The organism is Stutzerimonas stutzeri (genome assembly GCF_018138085.1).
Classification (GTDB): domain Bacteria; phylum Pseudomonadota; class Gammaproteobacteria; order Pseudomonadales; family Pseudomonadaceae; genus Stutzerimonas; species Stutzerimonas stutzeri_AI.
In genome coordinates this window covers 1-18,853 of record NZ_CP073106.1, presented here as the reverse complement: position 1 = coordinate 18,853, position 18,853 = coordinate 1, and the positions used below count along the sequence as shown (strand labels likewise).

The 18,853-nt window shown below is 54.4% G+C and carries 18 protein-coding genes; 14 read left to right on the top strand and 4 right to left on the bottom strand.

The window, feature by feature from the left end:
- Positions 1 to 2: 2 nt before the first annotated feature.
- A complete protein-coding gene (locus tag KCX70_RS22900; RefSeq protein WP_212620459.1) occupies positions 3 to 239 on the top strand; it encodes a hypothetical protein in 237 nt (78 codons plus the stop codon).
- A gap of 20 nt (positions 240 to 259) precedes the next feature.
- Positions 260 to 532: a hypothetical protein gene (locus KCX70_RS22895; RefSeq protein ID WP_212620458.1), complete on the top strand. Its 273-nt coding sequence runs from the start codon at positions 260 to 262 to the stop codon at positions 530 to 532.
- A gap of 742 nt (positions 533 to 1,274) precedes the next feature.
- Here KCX70_RS22895 and KCX70_RS22890 read toward each other — a convergent pair.
- The 4 genes from KCX70_RS22890 to KCX70_RS22875 form a co-directional block, all read right to left on the bottom strand.
- Positions 1,275 to 1,484 carry a hypothetical protein gene (locus KCX70_RS22890; protein WP_212620457.1) on the bottom strand — a complete coding sequence of 70 codons (210 nt, stop codon included), beginning with the start codon at positions 1,482 to 1,484 and terminating at the stop codon, positions 1,275 to 1,277.
- 286 nt (positions 1,485 to 1,770) lie between these two features.
- On the bottom strand, positions 1,771 to 2,421 hold the full coding sequence (locus tag KCX70_RS22885) for a hypothetical protein (protein WP_088193972.1): 651 nt from the start codon (positions 2,419 to 2,421) through the stop codon (positions 1,771 to 1,773).
- Positions 2,414 to 3,097, bottom strand: coding sequence for a P-loop NTPase (locus tag KCX70_RS22880; protein WP_088193973.1), 684 nt, complete (start codon positions 3,095 to 3,097; stop codon positions 2,414 to 2,416). The genes KCX70_RS22885 and KCX70_RS22880 overlap by 8 nt, the downstream gene beginning before the upstream one ends.
- A gap of 11 nt (positions 3,098 to 3,108) precedes the next feature.
- On the bottom strand, positions 3,109 to 3,585 hold the full coding sequence (locus KCX70_RS22875) for a hypothetical protein (protein WP_212620456.1): 477 nt from the start codon (positions 3,583 to 3,585) through the stop codon (positions 3,109 to 3,111).
- A gap of 229 nt (positions 3,586 to 3,814) precedes the next feature.
- Between KCX70_RS22875 and mobA the strand changes: the two genes are divergently transcribed.
- From mobA to pilV, 12 genes are read left to right on the top strand one after another with little or no spacing between them, the layout of a single operon-like run.
- Positions 3,815 to 4,117 (top strand): plasmid mobilization protein MobA, encoded by a 303-nt coding sequence (gene mobA, locus KCX70_RS22870; RefSeq protein WP_212620455.1) that lies wholly within the window; start codon positions 3,815 to 3,817, stop codon positions 4,115 to 4,117.
- Positions 4,114 to 6,339 carry a TraI/MobA(P) family conjugative relaxase gene (gene traI / locus KCX70_RS22865; RefSeq protein WP_212620454.1) on the top strand — a complete coding sequence of 742 codons (2,226 nt, stop codon included), beginning with the start codon at positions 4,114 to 4,116 and terminating at the stop codon, positions 6,337 to 6,339. The genes mobA and traI overlap by 4 nt, the downstream gene beginning before the upstream one ends.
- A 60-nt stretch (positions 6,340 to 6,399) precedes the next feature.
- Positions 6,400 to 6,855 carry a DotD/TraH family lipoprotein gene (locus KCX70_RS22860; RefSeq protein WP_212620453.1) on the top strand — a complete coding sequence of 152 codons (456 nt, stop codon included), beginning with the start codon at positions 6,400 to 6,402 and terminating at the stop codon, positions 6,853 to 6,855.
- A gap of 11 nt (positions 6,856 to 6,866) precedes the next feature.
- Entirely contained in the window at positions 6,867 to 8,330 is a 1,464-nt protein-coding gene (locus KCX70_RS22855) for a type IV secretory system conjugative DNA transfer family protein (protein ID WP_212620452.1), read from the top strand.
- Positions 8,327 to 9,994: a PilN family type IVB pilus formation outer membrane protein gene (locus KCX70_RS22850; RefSeq protein ID WP_212620451.1), complete on the top strand. Its 1,668-nt coding sequence runs from the start codon at positions 8,327 to 8,329 to the stop codon at positions 9,992 to 9,994. Before KCX70_RS22855 ends, KCX70_RS22850 begins: the two co-directional genes overlap by 4 nt.
- 2 nt (positions 9,995 to 9,996) lie before the next feature.
- Positions 9,997 to 11,361, top strand: a complete 1,365-nt coding sequence (gene pilO2 / locus KCX70_RS22845) for a type 4b pilus protein PilO2 (protein WP_212620450.1) — start codon at positions 9,997 to 9,999, stop codon at positions 11,359 to 11,361.
- Positions 11,348 to 11,848 (top strand): type IV pilus biogenesis protein PilP, encoded by a 501-nt coding sequence (gene pilP, locus KCX70_RS22840; RefSeq protein ID WP_212620449.1) that lies wholly within the window; start codon positions 11,348 to 11,350, stop codon positions 11,846 to 11,848. Before pilO2 ends, pilP begins: the two co-directional genes overlap by 14 nt.
- A gap of 9 nt (positions 11,849 to 11,857) precedes the next feature.
- The gene (locus tag KCX70_RS22835; RefSeq protein ID WP_212620448.1) at positions 11,858 to 13,402 is read left to right on the top strand and encodes a GspE/PulE family protein; all 1,545 of its coding nucleotides are present in this window, start codon (positions 11,858 to 11,860) and stop codon (positions 13,400 to 13,402) included.
- Complete coding sequence (locus KCX70_RS22830; RefSeq protein WP_208218873.1) at positions 13,402 to 14,493, top strand: type II secretion system F family protein; 1,092 nt, start codon at positions 13,402 to 13,404, stop codon at positions 14,491 to 14,493. The genes KCX70_RS22835 and KCX70_RS22830 overlap by 1 nt, the downstream gene beginning before the upstream one ends.
- 26 nt (positions 14,494 to 14,519) lie before the next feature.
- A complete protein-coding gene (locus KCX70_RS22825; protein ID WP_195883075.1) occupies positions 14,520 to 15,047 on the top strand; it encodes a type 4 pilus major pilin in 528 nt (175 codons plus the stop codon).
- Positions 15,044 to 15,997 carry an ATPase, T2SS/T4P/T4SS family gene (locus KCX70_RS22820; RefSeq protein WP_249121759.1) on the top strand — a complete coding sequence of 318 codons (954 nt, stop codon included), beginning with the start codon at positions 15,044 to 15,046 and terminating at the stop codon, positions 15,995 to 15,997. The genes KCX70_RS22825 and KCX70_RS22820 overlap by 4 nt, the downstream gene beginning before the upstream one ends.
- 17 nt (positions 15,998 to 16,014) lie before the next feature.
- Positions 16,015 to 17,328, top strand: coding sequence for a shufflon system plasmid conjugative transfer pilus tip adhesin PilV (gene pilV / locus KCX70_RS22815; protein ID WP_212620446.1), 1,314 nt, complete (start codon positions 16,015 to 16,017; stop codon positions 17,326 to 17,328).
- Positions 17,329 to 18,853: the final 1,525 nt, after the last annotated feature.

Below are 18,853 nucleotides of genomic sequence, written 5' to 3'. Positions count from 1 at the left end.
CTATGAGTACGACCAAGAAATCCGCCCGTCTGACCCCGAATATGCGTTGGGTGCTGCAAGGTATCTGCGCTGGCAAACCGCACGACCACGGGTGTTCCGGCCGCTCTGAGTACGGCGCGAGAGTGCAGACCCTGATTGCCCTGCGCTGTCGCGGACTGATCGACGAACAAAACGAGCCGACCGCCGCCGGCCTGGCGATGTTCCCGCCGCCGCAAGCCAGGCCAGCCGACTGCGCATAACGAAAGGAACCCGCATCATTATGGCCAAGCTGCCCCCCATCCATACCCTTACCGCATGCCCGCACTGTGGTAGTGAGACGTTCTATGTCATGCAGGCCTACGCCGGCAAGGGGGTCTATCATCGCCGCTTTGACGGCTTCACGACCGACAACAGCGGCATGTATGACGGCTTGCGTCACAAAGCCGGCAAGCGTGCATTTTGCTCTGAGTGCGAAACGCCGCTGGCAAGCTGGGACGAAGACACCGACGCGCGCCAATACTGCAAAGACGACAGCCGCGACCGCCACGGATAGGAGTCCCCCCCAAGGAAGCTCCTTGCGCATTTTACGAGTCCAGGTAGGAAAACCGGTACGGGCTTGGTAACTCAGACCGAACGAGGCTCTACAGATATCCACAGTAACAGTGGATAACTTTGTTGAAAGGTTCGCCCAAGCACTAGGCTCCGGGACCTGCTATCAGTTGATTACATTTTGCACGATCCTCCTCTCTACGAACTTACCTACGCCCAGGATCCAGCACCGCGCCCAGGGGAGGGGGGGAGGCCTGTAGCAGCTCCACCACCGCGCTGGCCTGGCCGGTACCGACGCCGGCGAGCAGCCTCGAGCATGCGCGCAGCGTCAGCACCTGGTGATGGCCATCGTGCCCTGCAGGAGCTGCACAACCAGATCCGCGCCGCCGACGCCGATCAGCAACAGCACCTGGCCGACATCGAGCACACCGAGGATCCGTCTCCGCGCCTGGGGGAGAGGGGTAGGCCTGCAGCAGCTCCACCACCGCGCCGGCCTAGCCGGTAACGCCGCCGGCGGGCAGCATCGAGCACGCGCGCAGCGTCAGCACCTGGTGATGACCATCGTGCCCTGCAGGAGCTCCACAACCAGATCCGCGCCGCCGACGCCGATCAGCAACAGCACCTGGCCGACATCGAGCACACCGAGGATCCGTCTCCGCGCCCAGGGGAGGCCTGTAGCAGCTCCACCACCTCGCTGGCCTGGCCGGTACCGACGCCGGCGAACAGCCTCGAGCACGCGCGCAGCGTCAGCACCTGGTGATGGCCACCGCGCCCTGCAGGAACTCCACAACCAGATCCGCGCCGCCAGCGCCGATCAACAGCACCTGGTCGACGTCGAGCACACCGAGGATCCAGCACCGCGCCCGGGGGAGGGCTGGCAGCAGCTCCACCGCCGCGCCGGCCTGGCCGGTACCGCCGCCGGCGGACAGCCTCGAGCACGCGCGCAGCGTCAGCACCTGGTGATGGCCACCGCGCCCTGCAGGAACTCCACAACCAGATCCGCGCCGCCGGCGCCGATCAACAGCACCTGGTCGACGTCGATCGCGCCCAGGATCCAGCACCGCACCGGGGGGAGGGGGCGGGCCGGCAGCAGCTCGACCGCCGCGCCGGCCTGGCCGGTACCGCCGCCGGACTATAGAAGCCAGTGGATACGCGAAGTTGGGGGAGGGGAGGGCGGGCCGGATGTGCCGCCCTTTATGGATTTAGAGAGGGCTAGACCTAACCGAATAGGCCTATATGAAATCAGTAAAGTAAAGGGGCAAGCAGAGCAGCAGAAAGACCTAAAAGAACAATGCTCGCGACGACCGCGGCTTTACTACCCGACGATCTTAGGTTGTTTCTGAGTCTGAAGATTATTGCTGTCGAAGTAATCCCGCCTGCGAGTGAAGCAATGAGCCCGGCGGGGGTTTGTGCAATAGCAGTGAGGATAATAATTGCCGGGGAGGACGACGAATCATATTTTGCCCAAAACGGCATGTTTCCGCTACCAAGGACATAACCCACAAAGGTACAAAGAGCACCGAACATGATCATGCAGAACATGAAGAAGCCCATCGCAAGAAGACGTTGAGTATCAACAGTCTTCTTAGCGATATTGTCGCTGATATTGCTGACAGCATTAGCCAGAGTCGAAAGGGCTTTCTTCGACTCCGCATCCGCCACAGCAGACGCTGTAAGGCGGAATTCAGATAGAACATTGTCCACCTGGCTTGAAATCATCGACGGATATTTTCTGTATAACGTGTCGTAGGACTCCAGCGCCATGAGAACCATCCACAGCGAATCATTGTCGCGGATGCCCAGTGCATTCTTGACCCTATATAAGCTTTCAACCTCCCTTTCGGAAGGTTGTCTGCCCAACAGTTTTTCAAACGCACTTTCAAGATCAGACATCTAAAACAGCCCCAAGAACCTTTCGAACTTCGTTTCTCCAGCGGGTTAGCTCAGCGCGGTTACCGATAGGTAGCTCTTTCATAGCTGCATCTATCGACAGCCGCTTACTATAGAGATCATCGCTGACACGATCTGCAAGATCAGGATAGGTTACAGAAAGACCATCTGAGTCTTCGACGGTTTTCCGAATTTTCGAGTTGTTATAGAGCTCAAATTTTGGTTCATCTCCGAAATAGCTATTCCGCACAACATGAACCATCGAGCCGGATAACGAATCCATATACTCTTTCAGCAGTTCGAGGCTGTCACGCTGACGGTTAATAACCCACAGGGTAATCAACTTACGGTTGAGCTCATCAAGAGTAGAATTAAGTGTTTCGCCATAGGCAACAACGCCTTTATTGTTTCTGGCTGCGGTATTGACCACCACCACCTTGTCTCTGTGCTCATCGCAGACGTTGATCAGATCGATCCAGCCGTTTGCATCGTCAAGGTCAATCAGGGCTGACGTGACCTCATCCTTGTACATTTTCCAAACATCGGGATTGGAGGTGTCGGATTCAATCAACAGCACGTCCTTGCCGTTGTGTCTCAACGTATCAATCACACCGATGCTAACCGCGCTTTTACCGACACCGCCTTTGCTTCCCCCAACGACGATAATGGATTCGTTCATTTTTTAGCCTCTCAGATTTCTGGACTGTCTTCTTTCGGTACAAAGCGGCCTGGCGAAATCGTGTCGCTCCGCTTTGATAGATTTTCACCTGGATTGTTCTCCGAGGCTTTCCCCTGATGATTATCAGAAATCTTGCCTGAGAGCACTCCGGTTTGGTTTACATGGCTCTTCGATGATGCTTCTTTTCCTGCAGAAGGCATTGCCTGTTTACGTGCAACCTTAGGCTTAACACTCCGTTTCGCCTTTCGACCAGCCCTCGCCTTCGAGAGATAGCTTTTAAGCGTCGGAGGCTTTATCTCCAGGCCACCCTCAGTCAGCAGCTCGGCAATTTTTTCCAGTGAATAGCCTTTTTTCTTCAGCTGCTCTACCTCATCAACAAGAAGCGCTACCGCTTCTTGCTTGTTGAGCTCTCTGCTTTTGTCTTCTACCTCAGGAAGCTCGCGAAGCGATTCCTGAAGCTTTTCTATGCTTTCCAGCGTGATCGACATTCGATCCACCCATGATTCATTTTTTTTGCATTCTAGCTTTTAACGTTGCCCAGTCAACACACAAGGCCTATGATTTGACAGCAGTGCTTTTAAAAGGCGGGACAAGGTAGGGTTTGCTATACCGCCATAAATGGCGGCCTAGCAACCGGAGGGATTCCAGTCGTTTCACTCCCTACACCCTCCTACCGACCCTGCTCAGGGCAAGCCCCGAGACCCCTTGAGACCGTATATGAGTAGTAGCGAAACAAGAGTTAAGACCAAGCACATCATGGTTCGCGTTTCTCCCGAGGAGAAGGAAACCATTGAGGAGCAGGCGCTGGACGCCGGTCTAACCGCACCTGCGTTCTTGAGGGCGCTTGGCCTCAACAAGAGAGTCACGAGCAAAGCCGACAAGCACCTGGTCAATGAGCTCAGAAAGCTCGGCGGCTTACAAAAGCATCTGTTCAATGAGGGGAGGGGCGTTCTCTCGAAGGAGTACGCGCAGATCCTGGTTGAGATCCAGAAGGCGATCGCAAGGATCGACGGACAATGATTGCCAAGATCCCGGACAAGCGGAGCGATGGTGACTCTTCCTTCAAGGATCTGGTCGAGTACATCACAAACAAAGACCCTGATAGCCACGAGGTGAGCGATGAGCTCAGTACAAGCGACCAACGAAGAAGCATCGACGTTCTTAGGACTGTTGGAGTCAATCTCAGAACAGCAGCTGACCATCTGCGCGCAGTTGGACGAGTTGATTCTCTTGATGCAGATGCCGTCCGAATCCGTCTTGAAAGTATTGGAAGGTCTGCTGCTCCCGATGCAGCAAAACATGTCCGACATAGCCACGACGCTGGCGAGTCGGTTGGAGACATAAACGATGGAACTGAAGCTAAGCGACGCCTTGCCCGCATTAAACACAATCTACGAGCAGCAGCTTCTTATCTCCGACAAGCTCCAGAAACTGATAGAGACTTTCAAGCGAGAGCCAGAACCCGTAGAGCCAACCTTGCGTTTAATGCTGAAGCCTCTGAACGAAGAGATGGACGAGATGCAGCAAGCTCTGACCGAGAGTCCATAGATTTAGCTAGCCTGCTGGGCGACACCCCGCAGCGTATAACGACGCCGACGGGGATCGTCTGTCAGCACACCTGTATCTCGCTAGAAACAGCCAGTGCTGAAATGAATGCCGTAGCAGCTCAAAACGCTCGGGTAAACGACCCGGTGTATCACGTCGTTATCTCCTGGGCGACCGGTGAAAACCCTACTGACGATGAAGCATTCTCGAGTGCGGAATATGCCCTGCGCGCGGTAGGCATGCATGACCACCAATACGTCTTTGCGATACATCGGGATACAGACAATGTGCACGTTCATATTGCAGTAAATCGTGTCAATCCGGAGACATTCCGAGCTGTATACCCTGAGCGTGATTATTACAAGCTCGACTACGCTATGCGAGAACTGGAGCTTGCTAATGACTGGCAACGTGTCGACGGCGTTTACTCCATATTTGAGCGTAATGGGAAAACCGTAATCGACTGGACCAGTGCTTCTCCGAACAGCAAAGGTAAGCGCCCCTCAAAAGCATCGGATATGGAGCGACACGATGGAGTTGAGAGCCTGTTTAGCTACGTGCGAGATAAGCCGCGCAAGGCAGTTGCAAAACTGCTTAAGCGGGAATCTGTTACGTGGCAGGCAGTCCATCGCCTTCTTGCTGAGTACGACCTCTACCTGGAGCCAAAGGGACAAGGCTTTGCGATTTATTCGAAGTCTAGCCCTGATGTGACACCAGTTAAGGCCAGCGACTTGCATGAAGGGCTCTCTCGATCGCGTCTCGAAAAGCGCCTGGGAGAGTTCAAACCAGCCATCGATATTGTTGTAGAACCGCAGGCTGGCTATGACAAGCACCGCCCAGTTAAGCGTGATCCGAAAGTACGCGAGGAGCGCCGCCAGGAACGTGCTAGCGCACGTAAAGCGCTACGCGAGCAATACACCGATTATAAAAAATCGTTCGTACGAAAAGAGCTCAACAAAGACGATGTTCGTAAGTTGTTCGCCGAGCTCGCCGCCAAGGCCCGCGATAGAAGAGGCGCGGTCAAGAATTCCGGCGCCTCAACCGCTGCCAAAAAGGCACTGTACAGCGTCATTGCTTTTGAGACGCTTCGAGAACGTGAACAGCTAAAAGCAGAAATCGCGGCAAAGCGAAAAGCGCTCCGGGCAGACCCGTTGAATAAAGCGATGACGTTTCGTGAGTGGGTTGAAGAACAGGCTGCATCTGGAAACAACGCGGCTGTTAGCCAAATGAGAGGCTGGGCCTACGCAGACAAGCGCAAAGCTACAGCGCTGGATCGCCTTGACGAAGATTCTGGGCTCGACGGTGCGCGGGCAGATCAGGCATACGATCCGAAAGCAATCAGCACGATAGATGGGCTGACCTACAAAGTGCGGCGCGATGGTGCGGTGCACTACCGTAACGCTCAGGGTCAGGACCGGTTTATCGATCGCGGGCGAACAGTGCACCTCGCACCTGGTGCATCTATGGATAGAGACGCCGTGGCGCAAGCTCTTCGACTGGCAGTCGAGAAGTATGGCAATTCCTTCGAGCTAACCGGATCGCATGCCTTCCAACGTCTTGCCGTTGAAATCATGGCTGAATACAAAATGAGTGTGACGTTGAAGCAGCCGGAACAGGAGCTTCTGCGGCAGGCCGCATACGCGGAAATGCAGGCTAAGGCTTCTAAGAAGGCCGCAACGCCACGAAACAGCACATAGCAGTAGAATTGCCTAAGCCGATTCCGTATAGTACCCTTAATACAAAATTTGGGGGTCTATATGGATTCGCGCCGACTTTCACCTCTCCTTGGCCTATGCGCAGTGCTGCTGACTGGCTGCGCTTCAAGCCAGAAAACAAGCGATGCACAGACCGAGATTGATCGGCTGATTCTGGACTCTGCTCGCACCATCCAAGCTGCACAAGCAGACCTCTACCGGGCGGCAGCATTGAACAAGCCAGCGCAGCCAGCCGCGGCTCGTATCACTGATGAGCGGCAGCCTCTTACGTTCATCTGGAAAGGGGATGCGTACAACCTGGTGCAGGTACTCGCTAACGAGCGCGGTTATCGCTTCGTAGTGGAGGGCCTGAGATTGCCGCTACCTCTGAACATGGATGTCAAGGACCAGCCCTTCGCAGTAGTCCTTGATCAGATCCGCTCCCAGGTAGGCTATCGCGCAATTCTCACCGCCGGAGGCGGTGCCCTGACGCTTCGTTACAACCGCCCGCAGCCGTAACGGAGAAAGACATGAAGCGCCTCGCTTTCGCCATCTTCATGGCTCACCTCTCACTTCATGCCCAAGCCGCCGGCGGTAGCTTTGCTGATGACCCTCGCTTTACGCCCATGGGGCAGGTTCCGTCTCTTGAGTCTTTGATGAACCCGACTTCAGAGGCTGTAACCGGTGTTAGCAGTATCCGAGCTCAGCTCCTGTCGGAGGGGGGGCGCACAGTAGGTTTTCGTGGGGGGCTGACATCTCGTGCGCGTGAGCTTGTGGTTGGGCTGCAGCATCGTGCACGAGCACTGGATGTTCAGTATGAGTTCGCTTCCTTGATCAGTCAGGCAGGCGTGTTGCCGCCAGTCATCGTCGAGGCGCGCGATGTAGCAGCTTTTACACCTGACCAAATTCGAACTGCAGACCGCGTCTACAAGATTGAACGTCAGGAGCGCTTCGTCAGCGTTCCACCATCTTGGCGCGACTATCTTCTGGTCGGCCTGCCCCTCAATACTGACGTTGAGCTTCCGATTATGGAAGCTCGGCCGGTTGATAGCGCTGAAATGAAGGTTTGGCAGGAGGCTGTCCAGCAAGGCTGGAAGGAAGGCGAAGAGCAAGCCCAAGCCATCCTAGAAGCGAATTTCCACCGGCTGACTCGCGACTATGCCGGCATGCTGCTCTATTCCACGCTTGTTCAGCATGACCTTATCGGTCAGAGCACTATCACCGAAGCGCAGCAGACTGTAACCGGAACCCGCCAGGAGCTGACATTAGGTGATCGAGTGCGACGGATCATTGGTCGTGCCGAGTTTGAAACCGATGCGAGCAAATGGAAGCCAACAATCAAGATCGGAGAGATCCCCAAAAAGGTTGAGGTTGAAGTTAAGCCGGTTCCGGCTGCGGCCAAGCAGCTTGCACCGCAGCAAGCCAAGGCGATCGCTGCGCCTCCGGAAACGGCAATCAGCAAAGGAGAGGCTGAAAAGAAATCTCCCCTGCAACCAAAGCCAGCTGAAAACGCCACCGCTCCAGTAGCTGCAGCGCCTGTAAAGGCAACGAGCAGTGCGCGGCCTGCAGCCGCTCAGCCTGCCGCGGCTGCAAGGGCAAACACAGCAAAAACGGCAGTCACCGCGGCCTCACCGGCGCCAACCTCCGTAGTCAGCAAGCCAGTTCCTGTTGAAGCTGAACCACCGAAAATGACCAAGCCGCAGCCAGATAATAAAGCTGCTCCGTTGCCTATCTGGACTGCCCAGGCCGGTTCGACGTTGCGCGAAACGATCCAAGGGTGGGTCTCCAAAGCTGGGTGGAACGTTGATTGGCAAGCAGAAGGGTTGGACTACCCCATAAGAGCCCCTATCCGGATCGAGGGCACTTTTGAAGAAGCCATTCAAAAGATCTTTTCCTATTACCGCGCCGCAGAACGCCCGTTCCGTGTGACAGGTTCTCGCCAGCAAAAACTCTTGAAAGTAATGGAACTCACTCCACCGAGGAAGTCTGCATGAAAATCGAAAAACTGGGCAGGCTGACTGTCGCGCTCCTGCTGATCTCCATGACCGCTGGATGCGAAGTTATGCGCGTCCACCGCACTGTCGACCGAGTCGACAGCAAGGCTGAAGAGGCAAGCAAATACGCAGAAGTGCTGCGCGACCCAACGCTGCAAGGTCGCCCCAACGACTCGGTGAAATTCCAAGATGAGCCATTGGTTGACCTGAAACCGCTTGCTGCCGTGGGCGGCATTCCACCACACCTGGATTGCTCTATCACGTTCGATAAAGAAATGGACGTAATGGATTTCGCTCAGGTGGTCACTCGTGCGTGTTCGCTGCCAGTCCGAGTGACTCCGGACGTCATCGACGGAGGTGCGCGGCAGGCACAGGCGTCGGGAGTTGGCGGTCCAGCACCGGTTGGTAACGACATGGCGGGGCTTTTCCCAGGTGGTTCTGGCGTCCAGGCTGCGGGCATGTCCTCAACCAATGTGCCACGGAATACCCGCCTTCGAGATCTCAAGTATCAGGGACGGCTGACCGGCCTCTTGAACCAGGCAACCGCACAGCTCGGCCTGTCTTGGAAATACAACGCCAGGGATCGCTCGATCACGATCTTTTATCTCGACACTCGCACCTTCAACTTCTATGCATTCGCCTCTGCAACTGACATGCAGTCGGTCGTCCAGTCCGGTACCACATCCACCGCCGGTACCGGCACAGGCGGAAGTGGCACGGGCTCAAGCTCGGGTATCTCTGGTTACTCCGGAAGCAGCCAGTCCACGACGTTGAGCCTCAAAACCTCTATCGCAGACGACATCGAGCAGAACGTAAAGACCATGCTGAGCCCAGTAGGCCGGATGGCACTGTCTCGCTCTACCGGGATCATTACAGTTACCGACCGGCCAGAGGTGCTCGAACAAATCGGTGCGTACCTGGATGCTGAAAACACCAACATCACCAAGCAGGTACTGCTCAATGTAAAAGTGTACTCGGTGACGCTTACTGACAGAGATAGCGCGGGGATCGACTGGAACCTCGTCTACAAAGCTGCAAACGGGAACTGGGACTTCAATCTAGCCAACACTTTCCAAGATGCTGCCAACAACTCGGTAAGCGGACAGGTCGGTATTCTGGATGGCTCGTTCGCAGGCTCGACCGCCGTACTTAAGGCTCTTTCCGAGCAGGGCAGAGTATCGGTCGTAACTTCGCCATCTGTGACCACACTCAACCTGCAGCCAGTTCCTGTGCAAGTTGCACGGCAAACCGGCTATCTCGCGTCCATCCAGACTACTAACACCCCGGATGTTGGTTCTTCTACTTCGCTTACACCTGGAACAGTTACCAGTGGCTTCAATATGGATCTGCTTCCTTTGGTTATGCCAAATAATGAGTTGCTATTGCGTTATTCAATCAACATCAGTTCGCTAATTCGCTTGCGGGCTGAGTCCAGTGGTGAGAACCGCATCCAAGTGCCCGAGATTGATAACCGCATATTCAGTCAAAACGTACGCATGCGCTCCGGAGAAACGCTAGTTCTTTCCGGTTTCGATCAGACCTCTGAGCAAGGAACCAAAGCTGGCACCGGCAGTAGCTGGAATATGTTTCTCGGTGGCGGTGCCACCCGCGATACCACTCGCGATGTAATCGTCGTTCTGATCACACCGATCATCAAGAGCTAAAAATGGACGTATTCAGCGAAATTGCGCAAGACCCGGCGCCACGCAAAAGGCCCGCCGCAACAATCGTCTCCATCAATGGAAACAGGTTTGTCTCCGGGCTGTTATGGCAGGCCTTGACGCGTCCGCGCGGCTACATGAAAGAAGCCAAAGAAATTGGCAAACGAGAAGGTTTGGATATTGTCGCGATTCGCGATACCGCCGAAGTAAAGCAGGCCGGTTTTGTGAGCAAGGCCGACGGTGCTTATAAGGGGATGTATTCCCTTGCCGCTGCACTTGCAGGACAGCTCGGCGATACCTGGATCGGTGCCTTCAAACTGCCAGATGATCGTTATGCGATGGTTGCCGTCGACAGTGGTGCAATCATTCCTGGCGCAGACAAAATCGGCGATAAGGACGCTATTCAGAAGCAGCTACGGCGAATCTTCGCTAGGGGCACTACTGACTTCAAAGACAATATCTTTGCACCCGCCGAACTTGAGTTTGGCGGAATTGAGCGTGATATCGAGGATTTGCTCAAACCCTCTAATCTGAAAAAGGAATACACACTCAAGCCTCTAACTTTTGGCCTGACCAAAAAAGAATGGATCGGCGTTGGGATTGCAGCGGGCGTTCTAGCGTGCGCGATGTTCGGATTATGGCAATGGCAACTAGCAGTTGAGCGCGCTGAGCGTGAGGCTCGCATTCTAGCCGCTCAACTCGAGGCCAAGCGTTTGGAGGAGCTGAACGCGAAGACCAGGGCGGAACAGCAGGCGCCGGCTTTGAAACATCCATGGGCAACCATGATCGGGGTCGGGGACTTCGTTACATCGTGCAGTAAGGCATCCCATGAAAAGCCACTCGCCCTCGGCGGATGGGTTGCCATTTCAGCAAATTGCAAGCCGGATCTCTTCGCAATCAGTTACGCAAGGACTGGATCTTCCACTGTGAACCAGCTAATTGCGGCAGCACAGGGCCTGTTTGAATTTGCTCCAGCTTTCACCGAGGGTGGGGACAAGGCTTCTCTCAATGAGCCTATCGAGATGACCGTTGCCGGCGATGAAGAACTTCGTCCTCTTGATGACGCTCTGGCATCGTTTAACAGCCACCTGCAGCAAGTACAAATAAAGCCGGAACTCGTCGAGGTGCCTTACACGCCCCCGCCAGCTCCAGAGCCTCTTCCGGGGGCCGATCCGGCGGTCGAACCTCCGGCCCCACCTGTACCGGATTGGTTTGAATTTACTTTTTCGTTCGATACCGATATCCCGCCAGAGATCCTTGTTCAGGGCTTACCAGGTCGAGGTGTGCGAATCACCGAGATCGACATTACCCGTAATGACTTGGCGCAACTTACCTGGACCATAAAAGGAGCCATTTATGCAAAGAAATAAAGCTTATGCAGTTTTCATTATGCTGCTTTTCGCTTTTGGCCGGGGTGAAACAGTCTTGGCCGATGAATATGTTCCGACTTTCGGCGACCTTTCAGCTCTCCAGGCGCAAAAGATCTATTGGGAGCTAAAAGGGAGTCGAGATCAGAAGAAGGCCGAAGCAACAAAGTATGGGACAGATCCGGTAACAGGTGCTGCTCCAGTTTCTTCCGGAAATAGCGTCCCACAATTAAGAGGAGTGGTCGGCAGTGGCCAAAACCTTTATGGAACGTTTATGTACGACAACGGCAGCGTTGTCGAGGCACGGGCTGGCGAAATTCTTCCCGGCGGTTTTCGCGTTAACTCAGTGTCGCTCGGGAAAGCGCGCTTATTGAAGGACGGCAAATATATCGAGGTAATGCAGTCCACTGGCGGTCGCGAAGATTCTATTCAGCCGACACCTTCGCTGCCAGGTATGCCGGGCCTGATGTCGCCAACACCGATCCGCTAGGAGCATGTCATGAGCAATCTCAACGTAACCAGCGATCTGGCAACAGCCACACCTTCGCCGATCATTCCGCGGCTGATCCTTAGCGCGCCAGGGCAGCGGTGGGAGGCTGGCCCCGAGGTCATGAAAATGCTGTGCCTGACAGAAGACCTGGTGCTCTACGTCTCCGACTCGCACGCAAACAACATGCATGTGCTCTCGTACATTGATCGGCTGGAATACAACAACGTCGAATTCACAATTAAACGTGTTCGTGTTGAAGAAATAGAGAGGCTCTACCGTACTGCCCAAAACGCAAGCTCAGGCGCTGTTGCTGCGCGCTCAAGCCAGGGTACCAGCGACTTTCAGCGCCTGGTCATGCAGATCACAACCAAGGCTGCTGAATCTCAAGCAAGTGATGTGCACCTCATGCTTGAAGAAAATGCTTTGGAGATCAAATTCCGCATCCACGGTGATCTAGACCCGGCTGGCCAACTGCTGCGTAAGGAAGGTGAGGCTTTTCTAAGCACCATTTACCAGTCCATGTGCGAGGCGTCTGACGAAATCTTTAAGCCCCATGTCAGCCAGGACGCACGACTCAAGAAAGAGTATGTCCAGCAATGCGGCCTATTTGGTGCCCGTGTAGCGACCAGGCCAATGATGTCTGGCCCTCTGATGGTAATGCGCCTTCTCTATGATAACGGTCAACACCGGCAACTTGAGGAGCTCGGTTATCTTCCCGAGCAGTTGCTTCAGCTTCGCCGACTGATTCACCAGAAAAAAGGAATTGTCGTTGTTTCTGGTGTAACTGGATCGGGCAAATCAGTCACGTTGCAAGTTTTATTGCAGGAACTGCTTCAGCATTTCAAACGACGCATTCATCTGCTCACAGTTGAAGATCCGCCTGAATACAAAATCGACGGAGCCAACCAAACCGAGCTCGGAAATGATGATTGGGCAGCAGCTATTAAGAATGCTGTACGTTTGGATCCCGATGTCTTAATGGTTGGTGAAATGCGGGACTTCGAATCTGCCCAGGCAGGCTTCCGAGGGGCGCTGACTGGCCATGGGCTTTGGACAACCTTGCACACTGTTGATGCTATCTCAAGCGTTCAGCGCCTGCTTGATCTGGGTGTCGATCCAACGCTTGTGCTCGATCCCTCGTTGGTGAAAGGGTTCATCAACCAGTCGCTAACTCGCGTACTTTGTCCAAAGTGCAAAGTTCCATATCGGGATGGACGTCAAAATCTAACACCTGATCTGCAAGACCGAGTAGACCGGTTTTGTACACCGGACACCGTATTCTTAAAAGGCCCCGGCTGCACTCATTGCAAGGGGAAAGGTATCTCTGGACGCACAGTAATTGCAGAGGTGCTAATACCGAACATTGACTTCATGCGTGTTTTCAAGCAGAGCAAAGCGGAAGGAAAAGCGTACTGGGTACAGAAGATGGGCGGTATTACTAAGAACGCTCACGCCATTCGTCAACTGAACGCAGGCCTAATTGATCCTTTCATGGTTGAAGGTGATGTTGGCCCGCTGGACGAGGATTACATGACCATTGGCGAGACCAAGTAATGAACCTTAAAAGTCTTTGGACAACCTTTGACGAGTTTGTAACTCGTGCGCAGTTCGGTGCGGGGCAGCGTACCGAACTGTACCGTTCCATCGCATTGCTGCTGGACAACGGTGTTCGGTTGGATGACGCCTTGTATGAACTGTTCAATGTATTTAGCGATGACCAACAGCGTAAAGGTGAGCCCTTGGCGGTTGTTTGTATGGAGTGCTATCAGGCGCTCGCTAACGGCCAGAAATTGAGTCAAGCCTTAAAGCGTTGGGCTCCGCATCAAGAGGTTACGCTTCTCGCCGCCGGTGAGCAGTCAGGCGCGCTTTCACAAGCACTAAAAGATGCAATCAGAACTATTGCGTATAAGCAGCGGATTACCGCTGCCGTACTCAGTGCAACGCTGTATCCGGCGTTTCTGTATTCGATCGCAGGTGTCCTCCTTTGGGTTATCTCCACTCTTCTCGTACCCAAAATGGCCAAGCTCAGCGATCCTGATACATGGGAGGGCGTTGGTTATGCACTGAATATCATCGCTTGGTCGGCGTCCAACTTCGGAATCTATGCAGTTATCACTCTAGTAGCTCTTTTAACCGCGATATTTTACAGCCTGCCACGGCTGACGGGTGAGATTCGGATATGGCTTGATCGAGCGCCCATTTACACCACCTACAGGGTTCTTCACGGATCGACATTTCTCCTGAATGTTTCGGTAATGATCAGAGCTGGAATCCCGCTTCATGACACGTTACTTCTGTTAGGGAAAGGCGCCCAACCCTGGCTATACGAGCGGATCAGCGCAGCAATTTATGGCACCCGTCAGGGTGGCAACCTTGGCGTAGCACTGGATCGCGCTGGCCACCGCTTTCCCGATAAGCGCGCTGTTCAATTTCTCAAAATCCTCGCCTCCCGCGACGGATTCGAGGACGCGATCAACAACTACTCACAAGAGTGGCTTGAGCAGTGTATTCGGCAGGTTGAGAACAGTGCCAAGTTAAGCCTGATCATTAGTGCCGGCTTTATGGCTGGACTCATGGCCTTGGTAGTCCTCGGGACATTTGACATGCAAACCGCACTCGAACAATCCGTAAACGCAAGAACTTAACCACACGTAATACCTAGGAGTAATCTATGAAAAACAACCGTTCGTTCTCCCGCAAGCAAAACGGCGCAACCACGATGGAAGTGCTTTTCTATCTCATCGTTGCGGCTCTGGTTCTTTATGTGGTTGTGCAGATGGGTTTCAAACTCTTCGGCAAGCAAACCAATAACACCGAGCAAACCAACGTAGCCGAACTCATTATCAATACTCGCGCATTGAAGAGTTCCCAAGGCTATGGTGCTTCGGGAACAAACCTCGTGCCTCAATTGCTCGCAACTGACGGTATTCCAAACGGCCTGACAGTTGCGTCAAACGTGCCCTATAACGCCTGGAACGGTGCGGTCACGGTTGTATCGGCTGGTGTTGCTTTCACCATTACCTATCAGTCGGTACCACAAGATGCGTGTGTCGCCTTGGCCACCAAGGTAGCGAAAAACCAGGCGTTCACCACCCGCATCAACTCGGGAACCGCGCTCACCGGAGAGGTGACTGCAGCCACTGCGACCACGAGCTGCAGCGGTACCACCAACACCATCACATGGACCGTGAGCTCGTGAGTTTGATTGCCCAAGCGAATTTCGTAGATCTGTTTCTTGGCGAGACTTTCTGCGATGTCAAAGGGCTTCACGGGGCGGCGACGCCCCGTGTTCCAGCACCGGCGGCGTGGGAAGACGAAGTTGCTGAGTTACGTCAGCGCTGCCGCACTACCTATGCGCAACACGGAGAGCCAGAATTTTCAGTGACATTGGAAGACGTGATGCTTCGTGTCACTAAAGTCACTGATGTGAACCTGCAGGACGTCTTTTTTGTCCGCCGATCAAGCGCGCAGATCCGGAAGCTCGATGACCTCGGATTTCCTGACCACGTGCTGAATGCCTGGCGTAGCCACGAGCTGCGAGGTTTGGTTCTCGTCGCCGGCGAGATGGCCAACGGCAAAACGTCAACCGCAGCGGGAATGGTTGTAGACCGGATGCAGAGGCATGGTGGGCTTACGATCGCTATCGAAGATCCGCCGGAAACCAAGCTGAGTGGCGAACACGGCCCTGGCCGAGTAGTGCAGATCCAAGCCTCGAAAAAGACAGGTGGATACGCAGAGCACCTGTACCACGCAATGCGGACAGGCGCGGACTTGATTTTCCTGGGGGAGATTCGCGACCAGGCGACAGCATGCGAAGCGCTGACCGCCTCGATCAATGGACACCTGATACTGGCGACGCTCCATGCGGGTAACGTGGCTCAGGCGCTCGATCGCATTGTCACTCTGGCAGGAGCCGGTTTCGAGAACGCTAACGAGGTGCTGGCCACAGGTCTCGGAATGGTGATCTGGCAGTCGCTTCACCGCGATCACCGAGCCGACAAAGTATTCACCCGAATGACTGTTCAGCCACTGGTTCTTAATGGATCCGACGCGCCTGGGATTCGCGAAAAGATCCGCCAGGGTAAAACACAGAATGTGATGCAGGACGTCCTGCTTCAAATGAACTCAGCACAGTGGAACGACGACTAGAGTCTGGAGAACCGACCATGAAGATCTCTTCTTCTTCAAAGCAGCAACGCGGCTTGGCCCTGATGGAGGCGCTGTTCGTGCTGATACTCGCCGCCGTAGCGAGCTCTGTTGCGCTGCAGCAGTACGGGCGGTACTTGGACAACATCACGAATAAGCAGGCAGCAGAACACGCAACGATCGTTGCCGATGCAGCCGCCAAGTATCTGAAGGATAACTATGCGGCTGTTGTTGCGATCGCTGGCCCAACTTCGCCGGCGACAATAACTACCGCAATGTTGAAAACCACGAACTACCTGCCCTCTGGTTTTTCAGACAAAAACGCCTTTGGTCAAGACTATACGGTACGCGTGATCGAGCCACAGCCGAACCAGCTACAAGCATTGGTCGTCAGCACCGGTGGCCAAACGATACGAGAATTGGATGGCCGGCGAGTGGCTCAGTACATGGGCGCACGAGGCGGTTTCATTTCTAGCACCGACACAAGCATCGCGACAGGCAGCTTCGGCGGCTGGCAAGTTCCGCTCGCCTCCTTCGGTGTGGCTCCGGGTGCAGGGCATATCGCCACCGCTCTATTCCTTGAGGACGGCGCGTTGGTCAATGACTACCTCTACCGGAATGCGGTTCCTGGTAAGCCAGAGGTAAATCGCATGAACACCGCCATCAACATGAACGGGAACAATCTCAACAGCGCAGGGACAGTCTCCGCTGCCACGGTTACAGCAAGTGGAAACATCAGTGCAACCGGCGAGACGACAACTGGAGGGTGGTTTCGCACCACGGGAGATACTGGCTGGTACAACCAGAAGTGGAACGGTGGCTGGTACATGAATGACCCGACCTGGGTCAGATCCTACGGTGACAAAAACGTCTACTCAGGTGGGGAGATTCGCGGGGGCACGTTGCGGTCGGAGGGACGCACTGCTGTCGGCGAGTATTTGCAGCTCGGCGGAGTCGCAACAGAGGGCACCGCGTGTAGCCCTAACGGGCTTGTAGGCCGCACCGCTGCTGGCCTCACCTTATCTTGCCAATCCGGGGTGTGGTCTACAGGAGGAGGCATTGATGTCGGCGCTCGGACTCCTCTGAGCTTTAACGCCAATTACTGCCTCGGTACAAATGCCCTGGTATATGCCCAGATACGGGGCGACGTGCGCGATTCAATGGGCGTGGAGATCGTGGTCAACGGAGCAGTTGAGGTAGCTTCTAAAGCGGACACAGAGGGTTGGTATAGCTACCAATCAACCAGTACGATCCTTTCAGCAAGCGATTGCTTCATGATCAGATCGCTCGTCGCAACCAGCTCACAGCGCATCGCCTGGTTTAAACGGCTGTAAGTTCATTTTGCCAATCCGGGGTGTGGCGCAGCGGAGGTTCCGTTATAGGCGATCCTGACGCTGGTTGGTCTGAGCTCTCTAACGGAATGATTATGAACTGGGGAACCACCCCGGTATTAGGACGGGACGCGAGAGTTAACATCTACTTCGCTCGACCATGCAGAAACAGTTATCCAAGCGTATCCACATCAACAGCACGCGATACCACTGATTCAGCTTCGACAACACATGTCGTACCAGTTGTTGGTCTGAATTATTTCCAAGTTAGAATCTCTGGCGATAGCCAAGCAATACGTTGGACAGCGATGTGCAGTTAGGTTTGCCAATCCGGGGTGTGGTCAGCACCGAGTGCTGGAGGCTCTTGGGGAGGGTCGTACTTTTATAGCCCGGGACATGGGGGCTGCTATGTTGGAAAACCCCCTTACAGGCGCATGCAGTTGCCCCGTTGGCTTTTCAAGATATACGGCATTCAGTATTGCAGTTGGTGGCTGCTATCCATGTACCCTCTACCAATGCGCGAAGAATTGACAATTAAAAATAAAGGGGCCTTAGGCCCCTTTATTTTATCAGCAGTTTCCACGACCAATCGCGAACCAGAAGAACTGATGCTGGGCGCCTCCGTGCCGCACTGTTGTAAACCCATCTGATGTTACGTTTGGCAAGCTGTAATGTTGGTCGGCAGTACCAAGATGCTGTGTAGTTACTGAATAGACACCGGAGAAGCGCACATGAAAGCTGGTGGACGCTGTAGAAACAAATTCGTATCTGGCAGTGCCCCACTGCTCAAGTAATTTTGATGACTTACTGCAGCGCCATCCTTGGCTGCCCATAGAGTATGTGTACTCATTTCCTCCGAGTTCTCGCCACACCCCGGATTGGCAAACCTAACTGCACATCGCTGTCCAACGTATTGCTTGGCTATCGCCAGAGATTCTAACTTGGAAATAATTCAGACCAACAACTGGTACGACATGTGTTGTCGAAGCTGAATCAGTGGTATCGCGTGCTGTTGATGTGGATACGCTTGGATAACTGTTTCTGCATGGTCGAGCGAAGTAGATGTTAACTCTCGCGTCCCGTCCTAATACCGGGGTGGTTCCCCAGTTCATAATCATTCCGTTAGAGAGCTCAGACCAACCAGCGTCAGGATCGCCTATAACGGAACCTCCGCTGCGCCACACCCCGGATTGGCAATCAGGTGCATGATGAGACGTACCCAATCACCCGCCAGTAGTAGCCGTCAATTGCATAGTCATCGTTGACGACTAACATGCGGTTTGTAGACAGGTAATAGGCTGCCATATCTCCGCCTCTACGGCTTCCATCTGGCAGGTTTATCGCTGTGACTGAAGCGTTATAGACGGCAGTCATGACTCTGGGAAAGTATTCCCATCTGGTGCCGTCATTTCCCAATGCACCGCCACTTCCCCATTGCTCGATCTTGCCTGTTGACGGATCGCAACTCCAACCAGGATTGCCGAGGCTCGCGATGGCCCCTCCTCCTAGGGATCTCCACACCCCGGAA